Below are 17,086 nucleotides of genomic sequence, written 5' to 3' on the forward strand. Positions count from 1 at the left end.
CGATGTGGCCTGCCACACTGCTGCGCATGCGCGTGCTGCTCTGCCCGGACAAGTTCGCCGGCACGCTGTCGGCCCCCGACGTGGCCGCCGCCGTGGCCGACGGCTGGCGTGACGTCGCCCCCGACGACGACCTGCTGGTCCGGCCACTCGCCGACGGCGGACCGGGGTTCGTCGAGGTGCTCGCCGGGGCACTCGGCGGGCGCCGGGTGCCGGTACCCACAGTCGACCCGCTGGGCCGCCCGGCCGCCGGTGAGATCCTGCTCACCGACGACGGCACGGCGTACCTGGAGAGCGCCCAGGCGTGCGGCCTGCACCTGCTCACCGCCGCCGAACGCGACCCGAAGGCCACCACCTCGTACGGGCTGGGGCTGCTCGTCGCCGCCGCGGTCGAGGCGGGCGCGCGCACGGTGGTGGTGGGGCTGGGCGGCTCGGCCACCAACGACGGCGGCGCCGGGATGCTCGTCCCGCTCGGCGTCACGCCGCTGGACGGCGCCGGCCGGGCCCTGCCGTACGGCGGCGCGGCGCTGGCCGAGGTGGCCGCGCTCGACGGCGAGCCCCGGCTGCGCGGCGCCACGCTCGTCGCCGCCACCGACGTGGACAACCCGCTGCTCGGCCTGCACGGCGCGAGCAGCGTCTTCGGCCCGCAGAAGGGCGCCGACCGGGCCGACGTGCTGCTGCTGGACGCCGCGCTGACCCGCTGGGCGGAGGTGCTGGCCGACCGGCTGCCGGGGTGCCCACCCGGCCTGGGCGCGCTTCCCGGCGGCGGCGCGGCCGGTGGCCTCGGCGCCGCGGTGCTGGCGCTCGGCGGCCGGTGCGAGTCCGGCATCGGCCTGGTCACCCGCGCGGTCCGGCTGGACGCCGCGCTCGACGACGCCGACCTGGTGATCACCGGTGAGGGCTCGTTCGACCACCAGTCCCTGCGCGGCAAGGTGGTCGCCGGCGTGGCCGGGGCCGCCCGGGACCGGGGCGTGCCCTGCGTGGTGCTGGCGGGACGGGTGAGCACCGGACGGCGGGAGGCCGCCGCGGCCGGCGTGACCGAGGCGCACAGCCTGGTCGAGCACTTCGGCGGCGAGGAGCACGGGGGAGTGGACGCGGCGATGACCCGCCCGGGCGAGGGGCTGCGCGCGCTCGGCGCCCGCCTGGCGCGGCAGTGGAGCCGCTGACCGGTTCCGCTAGTCACGCCGCCGGGTGGTGACGCCGGAGGCGGCGTACGATCGAAAGACGGACCACACCGGGAATCACTGGCGGACGTGCGGCGTTGGCCAGGACGTCCGGACCTCATACCGCGCAGGGAGACTTCCACGTGACCACGCCAGCGCAGACCGAGTCGACCGAGGCCAAGGCCCCCAGCACCGTCGTCCTCACCGACGTCGCGGCGCAGAAGGTCAAGGCCCTGATCGAGCAGGAGGGCCGCGACGACCTGCGGCTCCGGGTCGCCGTGCAGCCGGGTGGCTGCTCCGGCCTGCGGTACCAGCTGTTCTTCGACGAGCGCTCGCTCGACGGTGACGTCGTCACCGACTACGACGGTGTCGAGGTCGTCGTCGACCGGATGAGCGCCCCCTACCTGACCGGCGCCACCATCGACTTCGCCGACCGGATCGACGCCCAGGGCTTCACCATCGACAACCCGAACGCGGGCAACTCCTGCGCCTGCGGCGACTCCTTCAGCTGAGTCGACGGACGACCGAAAGCGGCGGGCCGCCCCGATTGGGGCGGCCCGCCGCTTGTCGTACCCCGTGGGTGTGACGCCCGGTTGTGCGCTGATCGACCGGTTGGCCACCGACCGTCGTCCGTACGGCCCGGCGGCCGGTAGGCTGACCGCGCCGTGCTCCCGACCCCGAGGGCTGACATGAAGATCGCCGTGACCGGCTCGATCGCGACCGACCATCTGATGAGCTTCCCCGGCCGGTTCGCCGACCAACTCATCGCCGACCAGCTCGACAAGGTCTCGTTGTCCTTCCTCGTCGACGAGCTGGTGCTCCGGCGCGGCGGCACCGCGGCGAACATCGCCTTCGGCATGGCCCAGCTCGGGCTGCGCCCGGTGCTGCTGGGCGCGGTCGGCGCCGACTTCGCCGACTACCGCTCCTGGCTGGAGCGTCACGGCGTCGACTGCGACTCGGTACACGTCAGCGAGGTCGCGCACACGGCCCGCTTCGTCTGCACCACCGACACCGACATGTGCCAGATCGCCTCCTTCTACGCCGGGGCGATGAGCGAGGCCCGCAACATCGAGCTGGCCCCGGTGGCGCAGCGCCTCGGCGGGCTGGACCTGGTCCTGGTCAGCGCCAACGACCCGGCCGCGATGATCAGGCACTCCGGCGAGTGCCGGGACCGCGGCTACTCCTTCGTCGCCGACCCGTCGCAGCAGCTCGCCCGGATGGACGGCGCGGACGTGCTCGGCCTGGTCGAGGGCGCCGACTACCTGATGACGAACGAGTACGAGAAGTCGCTGCTGCAGAGCAAGGCCGGCCTGACCGACGAGCAGCTGCTGGACCAGGTCAAGGTGCGGGTCACCACCCTGGGCAAGGACGGTGTGGAGATCGCGGGCCGGGACGTCGGCACGATCCGGGTGCCGATCGCGCGGGAGATCGAGGCGGTCGACCCGACAGGCGTCGGCGACGGCTTCCGGGCCGGTTTCTTCGCCGCGCTCGACTGGGGCGTCGGCCTGGAACGCGCGGCCCAGGTCGGCTGCCTGCTGGCCACGCTGGTGCTGGAGAACTTCGGCGGCCAGGAGTACGAGGTCCGCCGGGACCTGTTCGTGAAGCGACTCGCCGAGTCGTACGGTGACGCGGCCGCCGAGGACGTCCGGCCGCACCTGCTGTGACCGCCCCGGCCGGCGGGGTGGACCCGGAGGTCCGCCCCGGCTCCGGCGGGCCCGTGCTGGTCGCGTTCGCCGGGCTGCCGGGCGTGGGCAAGACCACGCTCGCCGCCCGGGTCGGCGCCGCGCTACGCGCCCCGGTGCTGCCGGTCGATCCGGTCGAGCGGGCCCTGCACCGCTACGGCCTGACCGGCGACGTGCCCGGGATGGCCGCGTACGGCGCGGTCGCCGGGCTGGCCGAGGTGCAGCTCGGGCTCGGGCTCAGCGTGGTGGTCGACGCGGTGAACCCGGTCGCCAGCGCCCGGGGCCTCTGGCACGACGTGGCCGAACGGGCCGGCGTGCCGCTGCGGGTGATCGAGGTGCACTGCGGTGACGAGGAAGAGCACCGCCGCCGGGTCGAGGCACGCCCGCCCGAGGAGCACGGCACCTGGGAGCAGACGCTGCGCCGCCGCGCCGAGTACGAGCCGCTGATCGGCCCGCGCCTGGTGGTCGACACCGCCGTGTCGGCCGACCCGCTGCCCGGCATCCTCGCGTACCTGCGCTGAGCGCTGGGTGTTAAGAAGGGCCCCTTCCTCTACCTCAGGCGTTAACAAGGGGCCCTTCCTTACACCCGGACGTCGTAGGCGGGGCCGTCGTGCGCGGCGAGGAACTCGTGGCCGCGCATCCGGCACCACGCCGGGATGTCGACAGCCGCCGCCGGGTCGTCGGCCAGCACCCGCACCACCGCACCGGCCGGCAGACCGGGCACCAGCCGGGCGAGATTGATCACTGGCAGCGGGCAGCGCTGCCCCCGGCAGTCCAGCACCTCGTCCGGCTCGCTCCTCGCGCTCACAGGTCCGTCACCCCCGCCTCCGCCCGCAGGTCCGCCACGATCCCGGGCAACTCGTCCAGGAACCGCTCCACGTCCGCCTCGGTGGTCTCCCGGTGCAGCGACACCCGCACGTTGCCGTGCGACAGCACCCCCATCGCCTCCAGCACGTGTGACGGGCGCAACGTCGACGACGTGCACGACGAGCCGGAGGACACCGCGAACCCGCGCCGGTCCAGCGCGTGCAGCAGCGCCTCGCCGTCGACGTACAGGCAGGAGAACGTCACCAGGTGCGGCAACCGGTCTACCGGGTCGCCGACCACCTCCACGTCCGGCACCTCGGCCGCGACCCGGGCCCGGATCCGGTCCACCAGCGGCCCCAGCCGGGCCGCCTCCGCCGCCGCGTCGGCCGCCGCCGCGCGCAGGCTCGCCGCCGCCGCGACCACCGCCGGCAGGTTCACCACCCCCGGGGTACGCCCCGACTCCCGCTCGTCGGCCGGGTACGGCGACTCCCACCGGGTGCCCTTGCGCACCACGAGCAGCCCGACGCCGGGCGGCCCGCCCCACTTGTGCGCGCTGGCGGTCAGCACCGACCAGCCCGACGGCAGCGGCACCCGGCCGGCCAGTTGCGCCGCGTCCACGTACAGCGGCACGCCCGCCTCGGCGCACAGCTGGGCCGCCGCGGGCACCGGCTGCACCGTGCCCACCTCGTGACTGGCCCCGATCAGTGCGGCGAGAGCCACGCCGGGCGCGGTCACCGCCGCCGCCCAGGCGTCCAGGTCCAGCCGGCCGAACCGGTCCACGGGTACGGACACCGCCGCGCCGCCTGAGGCCGTGTGCCGCTGCGCGGCGTGCAGCACCGCCGAGTGTTCGATCGCCGAGTGCACCAGCGTCGCCCCGGCCCGCCGCCGCCCGGCCAGGCCACCGAGCACGGCGGCGTGCGCTGCCGCCGTACCGCTGGGGGTGAAGGACAACTCGTCGGCGCGGACGCCGAGCGTCTGCGCGGCGGCCTCCCGCGCGGCGTCGAGGAGCTGACGGGCCCGGCGGGCCGGCGCGTACAGCCGGGCCGGGTCGGCCCAGCCGTCGTCCAGGGCGGCCAGCATCGCCTGCCGCGCGACCGGATGCAGCGGCGCCGCGCTGGCGGCGTCCAGGTAGACCGGGGAGACGCTCATGACGCTCCACGCTATCGCCCGGTTACGCCCAAGATCCCCCCGATGGGGGTGGACAGCGACCCCAAGACGGCCTGGCCGGTCATGGTCGAGTAATCTGCGACCGTCGGTGACGCCTTTGCCGTCGGTGTCAAAAGGAACAACCGCCGCGGCGCGCTAGGGAGGCAGGACCAGGTGGTCGCAAGGAGTTCGGAGGTACGGCGCTCGGCCGTACGGCACAGCGCTTCCCCGGGGGCCGGTGGACGCCGGCGGCGTGGTGCTGGTCGAATCGCCGGGCTCGGTCTCGGCGCGGCGGCGCTGCTTGTCTCGCTCACCGGCTGTGACGTCGGCAAGACGTTCGGCGGGTTCGGCTGGCCGCAGGGCGGCATCACGCCCGAGTCGCACCGCATGTATGACCTGTGGATCGCGTCCTGCATCGCGGCGCTCGCGGTCGGCGTGTTCGTGTGGGGGCTGATCTTCTGGTGCGTGGTCCGCTACCGCAAGCGCGGCAACGAGCTGCCGGTGCAGACCCGCTACAACCTGCCGATGGAGTTCCTCTACACCATCGCGCCGATCCTCGTGGTCTCCGTGCTCTTCTACTACACGGCGGTCGTGCAGACCGACGTGAACAAGGAGTCGAAGAACCCGGACGTCACCGTCGAGGTCGTCGCGTTCAAGTGGAACTGGCAGTTCAACTACCGCGACGGTCAGGGCCCGGAGGCCAACACCGTCGCCTCGGTGCTCGGCACCAGCGAGGTCATCCCGGTGCTGGTGCTGCCCAGCGGCCGCTCGATCCGCTTCGAGGAGACCAGCCGCGACGTCATCCACTCGTTCTGGGTGCCGGAGTTGCTGTTCAAGCGGGACGTCATGCCGGGCAACGTGCGGAACACGTTCGAGGTCTCCAGCATCGACCAGGAGGGCGCGTTCGTCGGCCGCTGCGCCGAGCTGTGCGGCAGCTACCACGCCTTCATGAACTTCGAGCTGCGGGTCGTGTCGCCGGAGAAGTACGACCAGTTCCTGGCGGCCAAGAAGGCCGGCAAGTCGACCCAGGAGGCGCTCGGCGCGATCGGTGAGGAAGAGTACGCCACCGAGACGAAGCCGTTCGACACCCGGCGCGACGTGAACAACTTCAACCCGTCCGACGCGTCGGCCGGCGCGGGAAGCTGAGGGGTTCGGCATGAAGACCGAGTGGAAGATCTTCCTGACCATCGCCACGTTCCTCCTCGGCGCGACGATCCTCTACGGCGCCTGGACGTACGCCGACAGCGGCGGTCACGTGGAGTGGATCGGCACTGTGGCGCTGCTGCTGTCCTTCCTGCTCTGCGCGATGTGCGGCGGCTTCTTCTGGTTCGTCTCCCGCCGTATCGACCTGCGCCCCGAGGACCGGCCGGACGGCGAGATCGCCGACGGCGCCGGTGAGGTCGGCTTCTTCAGCCCGGGCAGCTACTGGCCGTTCGGGCTGGCGCTGGCCGCCGCGATCGCCGGTCTCGGCCTGGTGTTCTGGCAGTTCTGGCTGCTGGGACTGGGCCTGGTGGCGGTCGTCCTCGCCACCTGCGGGCTGCTGTTCGAGTACTACTCGGGCACCCGCCGTACCGCCGAGCACTGACCCGAAGCACCGTCGCAGGCCCGCACCCCTCCCGGGGTAGCGGGCCTGCCGCTTTCCCCGCGCCTGCCTGCGGCACCCCGCGCGCCGTCCCCTGCGCCTGCCTGCGTCGATCATGAAGTTGACGGCACCGGCGGTCCCTTTTGTCCCCGCCAACCTCATGATCACCGCCCGTCAGGTCGGCTTCTCGCTCTCCCGCTCCCCGCCGGCGGCGCACCGCCCGGCTCACGCGCTCTCAGCTGTTCCATTCATCGAGAGCGCCGTTCCACCTGCCAGGACCACAAGAGATCTTGGTAGGAAAGTGCCCCTATGGGGGCCATTTCCTGCCAAGATCTCGCGCACCGCCTGGCTCGTCCCCGTAGCGCTCGCCCTCCACGCCCGACTCCTGAGGCCTCGCGCCCACCGCCCAGCGCGCCGGCCACTGCGCACTCCCGCGCCCGCCCGGCCCCGTTGATCAAGGAGTTCGAGGCACTTTCGCGCATCGCCGGTGACACAAACCCCTTGATCCCTGCTTCGGACGGGAAGCACGCACCACCTGACGACCCCAGGCGGTGATCAAGGAGTTTGTGTCCGCTTGGACGACCGTGGGGGACACAAACTCCTTGATCACGAGCGGCGACGGGTGGGCTGTCGGGCGGGGAGGGGAGGGGAGGGAGGGAGGGGAGGTCAGGCGGCCTGGGGGTGGGACGATCGGCGGGGTGCGCGGCGGCCGGACAGGCGCGTCGGGCGGAACGCGAACGTGGCGATCACCACTGCCGCGCCGCAACCGGTGCAGATCAGCTCCGGGCAGTCGGCGCCGTGCCCGTCACCGCACGGCGGCGCCTCGAACAGCACGACGCCCTCGCAGGTGTCACAGTGCAGCTCGCGGTCAGACACGGGTGGCTCCTCTCGCTCCGGGCACCGGTCGGGGCGGGGAGGCGCCGGCCGGTGGACCGAAAACGGATAGACCGAAAACGGATAGACCGAAGACGGAAAACAACTCCCGTGTAGTTTGGCACCCGGGTACGACAACACCCGCGCCAGGCTGCGGTCAGGCGGCCCGCGCCACCTCGAGCCAGCGCTCCAGCGCTGCCGCTGCGGCGCCCGAGTCGACCGCCTCGGCGGCCCGGTCCAGGTTGGTCCGCAGCACCGCGTACAGGTCGCCGTCGAGCGGGCCCTGGGTGGCCAGCGCGACCGCCGCGTTCACCAGCACCGCGTCGCGCACCGGGCCGGTCTCACCGGCGAGCAGGCGGCGTACCACGTCGGCGTTGTAGACCGCGTCCCCGCCGCGCAGGTCGGCCAGGGTGGCCCGGGGCACCCCGAGTTCCGTGGCGTCCAGCACGGACTCGGTCACGGTGCCCTGCTGCGCCACCCAGACCCGGGTGGGCGCGCCGGTGCTGAACTCGTCCAGGCCGTCCTCGCCGCGTACCACGATCGCCGAGTCGCCCCGGGCCGCGAAGACGGCGGCCATGACCGGGGCCATCCGCCTGTCGAAGCAGCCGACGGCGCCCGCGCGGGGTCGCGCCGGGTTGGTCAGCGGGCCGAGGAAGTTGAACGCGGTGGGTACGCCGATCTCGCGCCGGACCGGGCCGGTGTGGCGCATGCCGGGGTGGAAGCGGGCGGCGAAGCAGAAGCCGATGCCGGCCTCGGTGACGCAGCGGGCCACCTGCTCGGGCTCCAGATCCAGCGGTACGCCGAGTTGCTCCAGCACGTCGGCGGTGCCGCAGGAGGAGGAGGCGGCCCGGTTGCCGTGCTTGACCACGCGGACCCCGGCCCCGGCGACCACCAGCGCCGCCATGGTGGAGATGTTCACCGTGTGGGCGAGGTCGCCGCCGGTGCCGACCACGTCCAGCGCGCTCGCGCGGACGTCGTCGGGCAGGTGCACCGGCACCGCGCGGGTCAGCATGGTCTCGACCAGGCCGCCCAGCTCGGCGGGGGTCTCGCCCTTGGTGCGCAGCGCGACGGCGAAGCCGGCGATCTGGGCCGGGGTGGCCGAGCCGGCCATGATCTCGCCCATCGCCCACGCCGTGTCGGCGGTGGAGAGCTCCTCGCCGCGCAGCAGCGCGTTGAGCAGAAGCGGCCAGGTCCGTTCGCCCATGGCGGGCCTCCCGAGCGGCGTGAGGAAAGCGGTTGGGGCGCGCCACGGCCGCGTCGCCGTGGCGCGCGAAGGCCGGGGGATCAGGCCGCGGCGTGGGTGCGGCGCAGCAGCTCCGCCACGGTGCTGCCGGCGACCACCGGGTCCAGCGGGTGGGTCAGCGTGGCGTCCACCTCGGCGTACGCGGCCAGCCAGCGGTCGGCGGCGCGGGCCAGCACCACGCAGGTCGGCGGTGCGTCGTCCCGGTCGTCCTTGATCTGGCGGGCGATGCCGATGCCGCCGCCGGGGCTCGCCTCGCCGTCGAGCAGCATCAGGTCGATCTCGTAGTCGTCGACCAGCCGGATGCAGGCGTTGTACTCGTCGGCCTCGACGAACTCGATCTCGATCCCCGGTGCCGGCCGGGTGCCCACGGCGAGCCGCATCCGGTCGCGGACCTTCGGGTCGTCGCTGTAGAGCAGGACGGTGCAAAGACGATCGCTCATCGTGACGTGGCTCCCACCTCGTAGCTGCCCGCTGATCGTAGCGGTCGTCACATCCGGGCTGTCGCCCCGCCCGGTGGGGTCGGGGCGTACCCCGGAACGGGCCGTCAGGCGCTCGCCTCCGCGGCGCGCTGGCGGGCCTCCTGGCGGTCCAGTTCGCGGTCGAGCCGGCGGGCCTCGCGCTCGGACTGCTTCACCCACTGCACGACCAGGACGGCGAGCATGGTGACGCTGACGAACTCGCCGCCGGCCCACAGGATGCCGCCCGCGACCACCTGGTCGTTCCAGGGGTCGGACCAGGACAGGTTGAGCGACGGGTACCAGTCGCCGCCGAACAGCGTGGTGCTCTGCATGATGGTCAGGCCGAGGACCGTGTGGAACGGCACCGAGAGCAGCATGAGCAGCGCGCGGCCCGGGTACGGCCAGCGGCCGGGCAGCGGGTCCAGCCCGAGCAGCGGCCAGAAGAAGACGCAGCCGGTGGCGATGAAGTGCGCGTGGACCAGTTCGTGCGCCCACTCGTGGCGCAGGGTGAACTCGTAGAGGTCGGTGAAGTACAGCGCGAACGGGTTCACCACGAAGATGGCGAACGCCACAAGCGGGAAGCTGTAGATCCGGATCACCTTGCTGTGCACGATCGCGAGCAGCCGCTTGCGGGGCCGTGCCGGCAGCGTGCGCAGCGCCAGCGTCATCGGCGCGCCGAGCGCCAGGAAGATCGGCGCGATCATCGACAGCACCATGTGCTGCACCATGTGCACCGAGAGCAGAGCGGTGTCGTACGCGCCGAGGCCGGTGAGCGTGACCAGGGCGATGCCGCCGAGGCCGGGGCCGAGGAACGACACGGTACGGATGACCGGCCAGCGGTCGCCGCGCAGCCGCAGCCGGTGCACCCCGTAGAGGTAGAGGCCGGCGGCCAGGACGATGCCCAGCGTGAGCCAGCTGTCCAGCCGGGTCTCGGTGAACACCCGGGTCACGGTGAACGGCGGCGGGGCGCCCTCGCCTCCCGCCGCCAGCGTCGCCGGAACAGCCGAGGTGACGGCGAGGATCTGATCGACGTGCAGCACGCTTTTCAGGGTAGGTCAGGCGAAGCGGACCACCACGATCGGGCCACGGAAGGGCCAGGTTTGGCACCCCGCTGATCGTCGGTCCCGGTCAGGGGCAATAATGACCGCGTGACTGCGGCCCCAGCCATTGACAAGAGCCGGATCCACTCCCTGACCCGACCCAACATGGTCAGCGTCGGGACGATCGTGTGGCTCTCCAGCGAACTCATGTTCTTCGCGGCGCTGTTCGCGATGTACTTCTCCATCCGCGCGGCGGCGCCGGAGCAGTGGGAGAAGCACACCGAGGTGCTGAACATCCCGTACGCGACCACGTTCACGGTGATCCTGGTGCTCTCCTCGATCACCTGCCAGATCGGCGTGTTCGCGGCCGAGCGCGGTGACGTCCACGCTCTGCGCCGGTGGTTCACGATCACCTTCGTGATGGGTCTGATCTTCGTGCTCGGTCAGCTGAACGAGTACCGGACCCTGGTGCACGAGGGTGTGAAGATCAACGAAGACGGCTACGGGTCGATGTTCTACCTCACCACCGGCTTCCACGGTCTGCACGTGACCGGCGGTCTCATCGCCTTCGTGATCTTCATGGTCCGTACCACGATGGGCCGGTTCACCCCCGCCCAGGCGACCTCGGCGATCGTCGTGTCCTACTACTGGCACTTCGTGGACGTCGTGTGGATCGGGCTCTACGCCATGATCTACTGGCTCCAATGATCTTGGCGCGTCACGAACCGCGCCGCTGCTCCGTCCCCTGAGACAAGGTCCAACCGGTTAAGGACACAGGTCATGACTTCTGACAACGACCGCCGACGCGGTCTGCTCGCGCGGCTGCGCGGGCGGCCCGTAGCGCGCAGCAGGGGCCGCCGCCGGCTGGGTGCCGCGGTCCGGCTGTTCGCCGCGCTGATGCTGGCCGGCGGTGCCTACACCGTCTTCGCCCCCGGCGTGCAGGCGCAGGACAACCCTCCGTTGACCGCCGCAGGCAACGAGGGTAAGGCGCTGTTCGACGTGAGCTGTGTGACCTGTCACGGTCGCAACGCCCAGGGCGTCGAGGGCCGCGGTCCGAGCCTGATCGGCGTCGGGTCGGCCTCGGTGGAGTTCCAGGTCAGCAGCGGTCGCATGCCGATGGCCCGGCAGGAGGCCCAGGCCATGCGCAAGCCGCCGCAGTTCACCGACGAGCAGGTGCGCCAGCTCGGGCAGTACATCCAGGAGCTCGGCGGCGGCCCGGAGGTCCCCAACGGCGACCTGCGTGAGGGCGCCAACCTGTCCACCGGTGGTGAGCTGTTCCGGATCAACTGCTCGCAGTGCCACGCCTTCGGCGGTGGCGGCGGCGCGCTGTCCTCCGGCAAGTACGCGCCGAGCCTCGCGCCGGCCAGTGACCGGCAGATCTACGCCGCGATGCTGAGCGGCCCGCAGAACATGCCGGTGTTCGGCGACAACCAGATCACGCCCGAGGAGAAGGCGGACATCATCGCCTACATCCAGGAGACGCTGAAGCACGACGGTGACCCGGGCGGCTTCAACCTGGGCCGCTACGGCCCGTCGACCGAGGGTCTCGCGATCTTCCTGGTCGGCATCGTCGCGCTGGTCTTCGCGAGTTTGTGGATCGCGGGCAAGTCGTGACCGGACGGATCAATGCTTCCAGTGCTGTGGCGCCGGCCCCCGGCGTCACCCGTAGCGAGGTGACGGCATGAGCACCCACACCGAGCACCAGGCCCCGCAGGGCCCGGAGCCGCTCGACGTGAACGACCCCCGGCTCTCCCGGTTCGACATCGTCCAGGAGGGTGCGCGGCGGGACGACATCGAGATCGTCCACTACGAGCCGCAGGTGGTCCCGGGCAGCAAGGCCGAGCGCCGGCTGACCCGTACGGTCGCCCTGATGTTCCTGCTGACCGGCGTCTTCGCCACCGCCTTCCTGGTGGTCTACATCTGGTGGCCGTGGCAGTGGGAGCCGGGTCGCGGTGGCGACAAGCTCTACACGCCGCTGCTCGGCGTGACGCTCGGCCTGGCCCTGCTGGGCATCGGTTTCGGCATCCTGACCTGGGGCAAGAAGCTGCTGCCCAAGGAGGTCTCGATCCAGGACCGGCACGACCAGGCCGACGATCCGGAGGGTCGCAAGATCACCGGTGAGACCATGCTCTACCTGGCCGACGAGATGGGCGTCCGTCGCCGGCCGCTGCTCGGCATCTCCCTGCTCGCCGGCCTGGCGCCGGTGGGCGCGGTGGCCGCGGCTCCACTGATCGGTGGCCTGATCGAGCAGCCGCACAAGAACAACCAGATGTTCACCACCGGCTTCCAGCCGGGCGAGGGCGGCAAGAAGATCCGGCTGATCCGTGAGGACGGCCGCCCGATCCGCCCGGCCGACGTCAGCGTCGGCGGCCAGCTCACCGTGTTCCCGGGCATCGACGGCGGTGTGAGCAACCTGCACGCCGACTCGCCCACCCTGCTCATCCACCTGCGGGAGGACGACGCGCAGAAGTCGCGCGCCGCGAACGAGCGCAAGGGCCACGGCGACTACATGTGGGGCAACTACGTCGCGTACTCCAAGATCTGTACGCACGCCGGCTGCCCGGCCAGCCTCTACGAGCAGCAGACCAACCGCCTGCTCTGCCCCTGCCACCAGTCCCAGTTCCTCATCACCGACAACGCCAAGCCGATCTTCGGCCCGGCGAACCGGCCGCTGCCGCAGCTGCCGATCGAGGTGGACGAGGAGGGCTTCTTCGTGGCGAAGTCCGACTACACCGAGACCATCGGTCCCGACTTCTGGGAGCGGCCATGAAGCGCCGAAAGTTTGATGCAGCAGCGCTGCCGGCCAAGAGCGCGCGGGCGGTGGACGACCGCTTCCAGGTGGCCACGCCCCTGCGCAGGCTGCTGAACAAGGTCTTCCCCGACCACTGGTCGTTCCTGCTCGGCGAGATCGCGCTGTTCTCGTTCATCGTCCTGCTGCTCACCGGCGTCTTCCTGACGTTCTTCTTCGAGCCGGCGATGACCGAGGTCATCTACAACGGCAGCTACGCCCCGCTGCGGGGCACGCCGATGTCGGCCGCCTACGCCTCCAGCCTGGACATCTCCTTCGATGTCCGCGGTGGTCTGATCATGCGGCAGATGCACCACTGGTCGGCCCTGCTGTTCATGGCCGCGATCGTGGTCCACATGCTGCGCGTCTTCTTCACCGGCGCGTTCCGCAAGCCGCGTGAGACCAACTGGATCATCGGCTCGCTGCTGTTCTGGGTCGGCTTCCTGGCCGGCTTCACCGGCTACTCGCTGCCGGACGACGGCCTGTCCGGCACCGGTCTGCGGATCGCCTCCGCGATCATCCTGTCGATCCCGGTGATCGGTTCCTGGGTCAGCTCGTCGATCTTCGGCGGGGAGTTCCCCGGCACCATCATCATCAGCCGCTTCTTCATCGCCCACGTGCTGCTCGTCCCGGGCCTGCTGGTGGCGCTGATCAGCGTGCACCTCGGCCTGGTCTTCAAGCAGAAGCACACCCAGTGGCCTGGCCCCGGCCGGACCAACTCCAACGTGGTCGGCGAGCGGATGTTCCCGCGCTACGCGCTCAAGCAGGGCGGCTTCTTCATGGTCGTCTTCGGCGTGATCGCGCTGCTGGGCGGCCTGTTCCAGATCAACCCGATCTGGCTGTTCGGCCCGTACGAGGCGTGGGTGGTCTCGGCCGCCAGCCAGCCCGACTGGTACGTCATGTTCCTCGACGGCTCGACCCGGCTCATGCCGGGCTGGGAGATCAGCATCCCGATCGGCAACGGGTACGTCATTCCACCGTTGTTCTGGCCCACTGTGGTGCTACCCGGCATCCTGGTCGGTCTCTCGACGATGTACCCGTTCCTGGAGGCGCGCCGCCTCAAGGACTACAAGCACCACAACCTGCTCCAGCGGCCCCGGGACGTTCCGGCCCGGACCGCCGTGGGCGCCATGGCGCTCGCCTTCTACATCGTGCTGACCCTCTCCGGCGCCAACGACGTCATCGCGGACAAGTTCCACATCAGCCTGAACGCGATGACCTGGGCCGGCCGGATCGGCCTGCTGATCCTCCCGCCGATCGCGTACTACATCACGTACCGGATCTGCCTGGGGCTGCAGCAGCACGACCGCGAGGTGCTGGCCCACGGCGTGGAGACCGGCATCATCAAGCGGCTGCCCGACGGCCGGTTCGTCGAGGTCCACCAGCCGCTCACCTCGGCCGAGGGCCACGACGGTCACCCGCCGGCGCTGGACTACGTCGGCTGGGTGGTGCCGAAGAAGATGAACCGGCTCGGTGCCCTCGGCCCGGCGATCCGGGGCTTCTTCTACCCGATCGAGAAGCCGGCCGAGGCGCCGGTCTCGCCGGGACACCCGCCGGTCGAGGCCCGGCCGGAGCGGGAGGAGATCGGCAGCGGCGAGAGCCGTCGCTGACCCTCCCCGGTACGACTGACAGTGGCGCCCGCCGGATCATCCGGCGGGCGCCACTGCCGTTTCCGGCCCGGTCGTCCGGTTCCCTCCGGCGCACGCCGGAAGGCCGGTGCGCCGACCGCCGTCGCCCCCGACACGGACGGGTGGAATCGCAGGAATAACCCCGGTCAGCCGGGTATCCGTGCGGTCCGACGTCTCATGGGGGAGGAACGAATGTTGGGAATCAAACGCCTGGGTCTGCTGGCCGCGCTGGTGGTCGTGGGGCTGGCGCCCGCCGCCGCGGCGCAGGCGGCGGCGCAGCCGTCGACGCAGGACACGCAGTATCTGCAGGCGGTGCACCAGGTCAACCTGTTCGAGATCACCGCCGGTAACCTGGCCCAGCAGAAGGGTCAGAACCAGCAGGTCAAGGACCTGGGCAAGATGTTCGTGACGGACCACACCCAGCTGGACCAGACGGTGCAGTCGACCGCGCAGCAGCTCAACGTGCAGTTGCCGGCCGACCCGACCGCCGACCAGCAGAAGGTCCTGGACAAGCTGAACAACCTCAGCGGGGCCGAGTTCGACAAGGCGTGGGTGACCGCGCAGCTCGCCGGCCACGTCCAGGCGATCCAGGCCACCCAGACCGAGATCTCGCAGGGCTCGGAGCAGTCGGTGGTGCAGATCGCCCAGGACGCGCTGCCGGTCCTCCAGGCGCACTACGACGCGCTTGTGGCCCTGGCACAGACCCTGGGCGTCCCGGTGCCGCAGACCAGCGCCAGCGGCACGCCCAGCCCGGGCGGCACCACGTCCCCGGGTGGCACCGAGTCGCCGGCTCCGGGCGGCACCGAGACCGAGGAGCCCGCTCCGGGCACCACGGAGACCCCGGTGCCCAGCCAGAGCTGACGTACCGCACGGCCGACGGTGGCCGGTCCGCCCGCGAGGGTGGGCCGGCCACCGGCTCGTGTCAGTCGGCGCCGGCGAGCCCGATGGCGAACGCCGACTCCAGGTCGTGCTGCGAGTAGGCGCGGAACGCGATGTGCGACTCGGTGTTGAGCACACCCGGCACCTTCGAGATGCTGCCGGCGATGACCTGGGCGATCTGCTCGAACTCCCGGACCCGGACCACGGCGATCAGGTCGACGTGCCCGGCCACCGAGTAGACCTCGCTGACGCCGGGCAGGTTGGCCAGAGTCTCGGCCACCTCGGGAATGGAGTCGGTGGCGCAGTCGATCAGCACGATCGCGGTGATCACGGGACGTTTCTCCGTTCGTCGGCGACGAGGCCCATGCTAGAGCCCACGGCCCTCAGCGCGCCGCCGGGACGGTCAGGTCGTCACCGGCCCGGATCACCTCACGCAGGCGTTCCCCCGCCGCCACGCTCGCGCCCGGCCACACCACCGACCGGTCCACGTCGCCGTGTACCCGCGCGCCGGCGCCGACCACCGAGGCGGTGACCCGGCCGTCCACCGTCGCGGCCGGGTCCACCAGCCCGCCAGGACCCGCGGCGTGCAGGTTGGCGGCCAGGTAGTCGGCCGGGGTGCCGGTGTCGTAGAACGTGCCCCGGTAGGGCACCACCGTCAGCGCGCCGTCCGCCTCCGCCGGCCGCCACACCGCGCGGACCAGGTCGCCGAAAGTGGCGGGCAGGTCGCGGACCAGCCGCCAGGGCAGCAGCGAGAAACCCACGAACTCGTGGCCGTCGAAGGTCCCGGGGGCGTCCGGGTCGTCGGCGGGCCGGCCGAGCAGGCGTACGCCGTGCCCGTCCCACCCGTCCAGCAGCGCGGCGATGTCCGGCCCGGGCGGGGCCTGCGGATCGGACAGGTACGCGTCGGCGTTGCCGACCAGCACGCCCCGGCCGGCGATCCAGTCCCGCAGCCGGCCCACGCCCCCGGCGGTGCCCAGCGGGGCGTCCGGCTCGACCGACAGGTGTGCCCGGTCGCCGACCGCCGCGACCACCTGGTCACCCAGGTAGCAGGCGTTCACCGCGACCCGCTCCGGACCGGTCAGGCCGAGCCCGGCCAGCCGGGCCAGCGCCCGGTCCAGCAGCGGGACGTTGCCGACCGGGCAGAGCGCCTTCGGCACCCGCTCGGTCAGCGGGCGCAACCGGGTGCCCTCGCCCGCGGCCAGCACCACCGCGCACACCTCGACCCCGGGCGCCGGGGTGCCCACGTACGGGGCGCTCACGCGGCCGGTGGGTGCTCGCCGGCGCGCGGGCCGATGCCGTAGTACCCGAGCAGGTTGGCGGTGGCGCGGCTGAGCCGGGGCAGGTCGTCGAGCGGGTGGAAGGCGGCCTCGAAGACCTCGGCGCCGTCCACCTTCAGCTCGGTGGTCGACGCCGGCACCTCCGCCTCGAACACCACGTCGACCCAGCCCTTGGCGTGCACCACCGCGTTCGGCACGGCCGGACGCAGCGCGTCGGGGGAGAGGCGGACGCCGGATTCCTCGTACAGCTCGCGGGCGGCGCCGACCACCGGGGCCTCGCCGCGCTGCAGCAGCCCGGCCGGCAGCGTCCAGCTGTACCCGGGCGGCTGGCGCAGCAGCAGGATCCGGCCCGCGCCGCCGGCCTCCGTGTCCTTGACCAGCGTGACCGCGCCGACGACGTACTTCGGTACGGCCAGCCGGACCAGCCGCCGCCGCAGCGGGACCGGAAGCCGGTAGAAGATCTGGTAGCCGAGGGCCCGACCGGTGGCACGCGCGCGGGGGATCATGCGGTCCAGGCTAGTGG

20 protein-coding genes are annotated in these 17,086 nt (G+C 71.9%); 11 read left to right on the forward strand and 9 right to left on the reverse strand.

The features are described 5' to 3' along the window. Positions 1–2: 2 nt before the first annotated feature. The 4 genes from O7604_RS17625 to O7604_RS17640 all read left to right on the forward strand — a co-directional run bounded on the left by O7604_RS17625 (position 3) and on the right by O7604_RS17640 (position 3,363). Positions 3–1,163 carry a glycerate kinase gene (locus O7604_RS17625; RefSeq protein WP_269704819.1) on the forward strand — a complete coding sequence of 387 codons (1,161 nt, stop codon included), beginning with the start codon at positions 3–5 and terminating at the stop codon, positions 1,161–1,163. Positions 1,164–1,303: 140 nt separating this feature from the next. Next, entirely contained in the window at positions 1,304–1,672 is a 369-nt protein-coding gene (gene erpA, locus O7604_RS17630; RefSeq protein WP_269704820.1) for an iron-sulfur cluster insertion protein ErpA, read from the forward strand. A gap of 177 nt (positions 1,673–1,849) precedes the next feature. After that, on the forward strand, positions 1,850–2,824 hold the full coding sequence (locus O7604_RS17635; RefSeq protein ID WP_269704821.1) for a carbohydrate kinase family protein: 975 nt from the start codon (positions 1,850–1,852) through the stop codon (positions 2,822–2,824). After that, positions 2,821–3,363: an ATP-binding protein gene (locus tag O7604_RS17640; protein WP_269704822.1), complete on the forward strand. Its 543-nt coding sequence runs from the start codon at positions 2,821–2,823 to the stop codon at positions 3,361–3,363. Before O7604_RS17635 ends, O7604_RS17640 begins: the two co-directional genes overlap by 4 nt. Before the next feature lie 59 nt (positions 3,364–3,422). Here the strand turns inward: O7604_RS17640 and O7604_RS17645 are convergent, their stop codons facing one another. Next, positions 3,423–3,650 (reverse strand): sulfurtransferase TusA family protein, encoded by a 228-nt coding sequence (locus O7604_RS17645; protein ID WP_269704823.1) that lies wholly within the window; start codon positions 3,648–3,650, stop codon positions 3,423–3,425. Next, positions 3,647–4,798: an aminotransferase class V-fold PLP-dependent enzyme gene (locus O7604_RS17650; RefSeq protein ID WP_269704824.1), complete on the reverse strand. Its 1,152-nt coding sequence runs from the start codon at positions 4,796–4,798 to the stop codon at positions 3,647–3,649. Before O7604_RS17650 ends, O7604_RS17645 begins: the two co-directional genes overlap by 4 nt. A gap of 171 nt (positions 4,799–4,969) precedes the next feature. On the opposite strand from O7604_RS17650, the gene coxB reads away from it, so the two are divergent. Both coxB and O7604_RS17660 read left to right on the forward strand, forming a co-directional pair. Continuing rightward, positions 4,970–5,941, forward strand: a complete 972-nt coding sequence (gene coxB, locus O7604_RS17655) for a cytochrome c oxidase subunit II (protein WP_269704825.1) — start codon at positions 4,970–4,972, stop codon at positions 5,939–5,941. Between the two features lie 10 nt (positions 5,942–5,951). Further along, positions 5,952–6,380 carry a cytochrome c oxidase subunit 4 gene (locus O7604_RS17660; RefSeq protein ID WP_013287699.1) on the forward strand — a complete coding sequence of 143 codons (429 nt, stop codon included), beginning with the start codon at positions 5,952–5,954 and terminating at the stop codon, positions 6,378–6,380. Between the two features lie 663 nt (positions 6,381–7,043). Here O7604_RS17660 and O7604_RS17665 read toward each other — a convergent pair. The 4 genes from O7604_RS17665 to O7604_RS17680 all read right to left on the reverse strand — a co-directional run bounded on the left by O7604_RS17665 (position 7,044) and on the right by O7604_RS17680 (position 9,973). Beyond that, positions 7,044–7,253 (reverse strand): hypothetical protein, encoded by a 210-nt coding sequence (locus O7604_RS17665; RefSeq protein ID WP_281577147.1) that lies wholly within the window; start codon positions 7,251–7,253, stop codon positions 7,044–7,046. A gap of 154 nt (positions 7,254–7,407) precedes the next feature. Further along, entirely contained in the window at positions 7,408–8,454 is a 1,047-nt protein-coding gene (gene trpD, locus O7604_RS17670) for an anthranilate phosphoribosyltransferase (RefSeq protein WP_269704827.1), read from the reverse strand. 80 nt (positions 8,455–8,534) lie between these two features. Next, positions 8,535–8,933 (reverse strand): hypothetical protein, encoded by a 399-nt coding sequence (locus O7604_RS17675; protein WP_091421042.1) that lies wholly within the window; start codon positions 8,931–8,933, stop codon positions 8,535–8,537. Positions 8,934–9,037: 104 nt separating this feature from the next. Then, entirely contained in the window at positions 9,038–9,973 is a 936-nt protein-coding gene (locus tag O7604_RS17680; protein ID WP_269707042.1) for a cytochrome c oxidase assembly protein, read from the reverse strand. 126 nt (positions 9,974–10,099) lie between these two features. Here O7604_RS17680 and O7604_RS17685 point away from each other — a divergent pair, with 126 nt between their 5' ends. The 5 genes from O7604_RS17685 (at position 10,100) to O7604_RS17705 (ending at position 15,268) form a co-directional block, all read left to right on the forward strand. Further along, positions 10,100–10,699, forward strand: a complete 600-nt coding sequence (locus O7604_RS17685; protein ID WP_269704828.1) for a heme-copper oxidase subunit III — start codon at positions 10,100–10,102, stop codon at positions 10,697–10,699. 72 nt (positions 10,700–10,771) lie between these two features. Next, positions 10,772–11,605, forward strand: coding sequence for a cytochrome c (locus O7604_RS17690; RefSeq protein ID WP_269704829.1), 834 nt, complete (start codon positions 10,772–10,774; stop codon positions 11,603–11,605). A gap of 67 nt (positions 11,606–11,672) precedes the next feature. Beyond that, entirely contained in the window at positions 11,673–12,761 is a 1,089-nt protein-coding gene (locus O7604_RS17695) for a Rieske 2Fe-2S domain-containing protein (RefSeq protein WP_269704830.1), read from the forward strand. After that, complete coding sequence (locus O7604_RS17700; RefSeq protein WP_281577148.1) at positions 12,758–14,389, forward strand: cytochrome b N-terminal domain-containing protein; 1,632 nt, start codon at positions 12,758–12,760, stop codon at positions 14,387–14,389. The genes O7604_RS17695 and O7604_RS17700 overlap by 4 nt, the downstream gene beginning before the upstream one ends. A gap of 210 nt (positions 14,390–14,599) precedes the next feature. After that, entirely contained in the window at positions 14,600–15,268 is a 669-nt protein-coding gene (locus O7604_RS17705) for a DUF4142 domain-containing protein (protein ID WP_013287690.1), read from the forward strand. Between the two features lie 61 nt (positions 15,269–15,329). Here O7604_RS17705 and O7604_RS17710 read toward each other — a convergent pair whose 3' ends face one another. The 3 genes from O7604_RS17710 to O7604_RS17720 are packed head-to-tail and all read right to left on the reverse strand — an operon-like array spanning position 15,330 to position 17,069. Next, positions 15,330–15,617, reverse strand: coding sequence for an Lrp/AsnC ligand binding domain-containing protein (locus tag O7604_RS17710; protein ID WP_269704832.1), 288 nt, complete (start codon positions 15,615–15,617; stop codon positions 15,330–15,332). 52 nt (positions 15,618–15,669) lie between these two features. Next, entirely contained in the window at positions 15,670–16,545 is an 876-nt protein-coding gene (locus O7604_RS17715; protein WP_281577149.1) for an NTP transferase domain-containing protein, read from the reverse strand. Continuing rightward, positions 16,542–17,069: an NUDIX domain-containing protein gene (locus O7604_RS17720; protein ID WP_269704834.1), complete on the reverse strand. Its 528-nt coding sequence runs from the start codon at positions 17,067–17,069 to the stop codon at positions 16,542–16,544. The genes O7604_RS17715 and O7604_RS17720 overlap by 4 nt, the downstream gene beginning before the upstream one ends. Positions 17,070–17,086 lie beyond the last annotated feature (17 nt).

This window comes from Micromonospora sp. WMMA1947, assembly GCF_027497355.1.
GTDB lineage: Bacteria > Actinomycetota > Actinomycetes > Mycobacteriales > Micromonosporaceae > Micromonospora.

What these genes read in the sequence shown, in the direction of transcription:
- O7604_RS17700 (WP_281577148.1), top strand. Translation starts at nt 12,758, where the DNA reads ATGAAGCGCCGAAAGTTTGATGCAGCAGCGCTGCCGGCCAAGAGCGCG.
- O7604_RS17660 (WP_013287699.1), top strand. Translation starts at nt 5,952, where the DNA reads ATGAAGACCGAGTGGAAGATCTTCCTGACCATCGCCACGTTCCTCCTC.
- O7604_RS17705 (WP_013287690.1), top strand. Translation starts at nt 14,600, where the DNA reads ATGTTGGGAATCAAACGCCTGGGTCTGCTGGCCGCGCTGGTGGTCGTG.
- O7604_RS17635 (WP_269704821.1), top strand. Translation starts at nt 1,850, where the DNA reads ATGAAGATCGCCGTGACCGGCTCGATCGCGACCGACCATCTGATGAGC.
- O7604_RS17650 (WP_269704824.1), bottom strand. Translation starts at nt 4,798, where the DNA reads ATGAGCGTCTCCCCGGTCTACCTGGACGCCGCCAGCGCGGCGCCGCTG.
- O7604_RS17625 (WP_269704819.1), top strand. Translation starts at nt 3, where the DNA reads ATGTGGCCTGCCACACTGCTGCGCATGCGCGTGCTGCTCTGCCCGGAC.
- trpD (WP_269704827.1), bottom strand. Translation starts at nt 8,454, where the DNA reads ATGGGCGAACGGACCTGGCCGCTTCTGCTCAACGCGCTGCTGCGCGGC.
- O7604_RS17695 (WP_269704830.1), top strand. Translation starts at nt 11,673, where the DNA reads ATGAGCACCCACACCGAGCACCAGGCCCCGCAGGGCCCGGAGCCGCTC.
- O7604_RS17675 (WP_091421042.1), bottom strand. Translation starts at nt 8,933, where the DNA reads ATGAGCGATCGTCTTTGCACCGTCCTGCTCTACAGCGACGACCCGAAG.
- O7604_RS17690 (WP_269704829.1), top strand. Translation starts at nt 10,772, where the DNA reads ATGACTTCTGACAACGACCGCCGACGCGGTCTGCTCGCGCGGCTGCGC.
- O7604_RS17720 (WP_269704834.1), bottom strand. Translation starts at nt 17,069, where the DNA reads ATGATCCCCCGCGCGCGTGCCACCGGTCGGGCCCTCGGCTACCAGATC.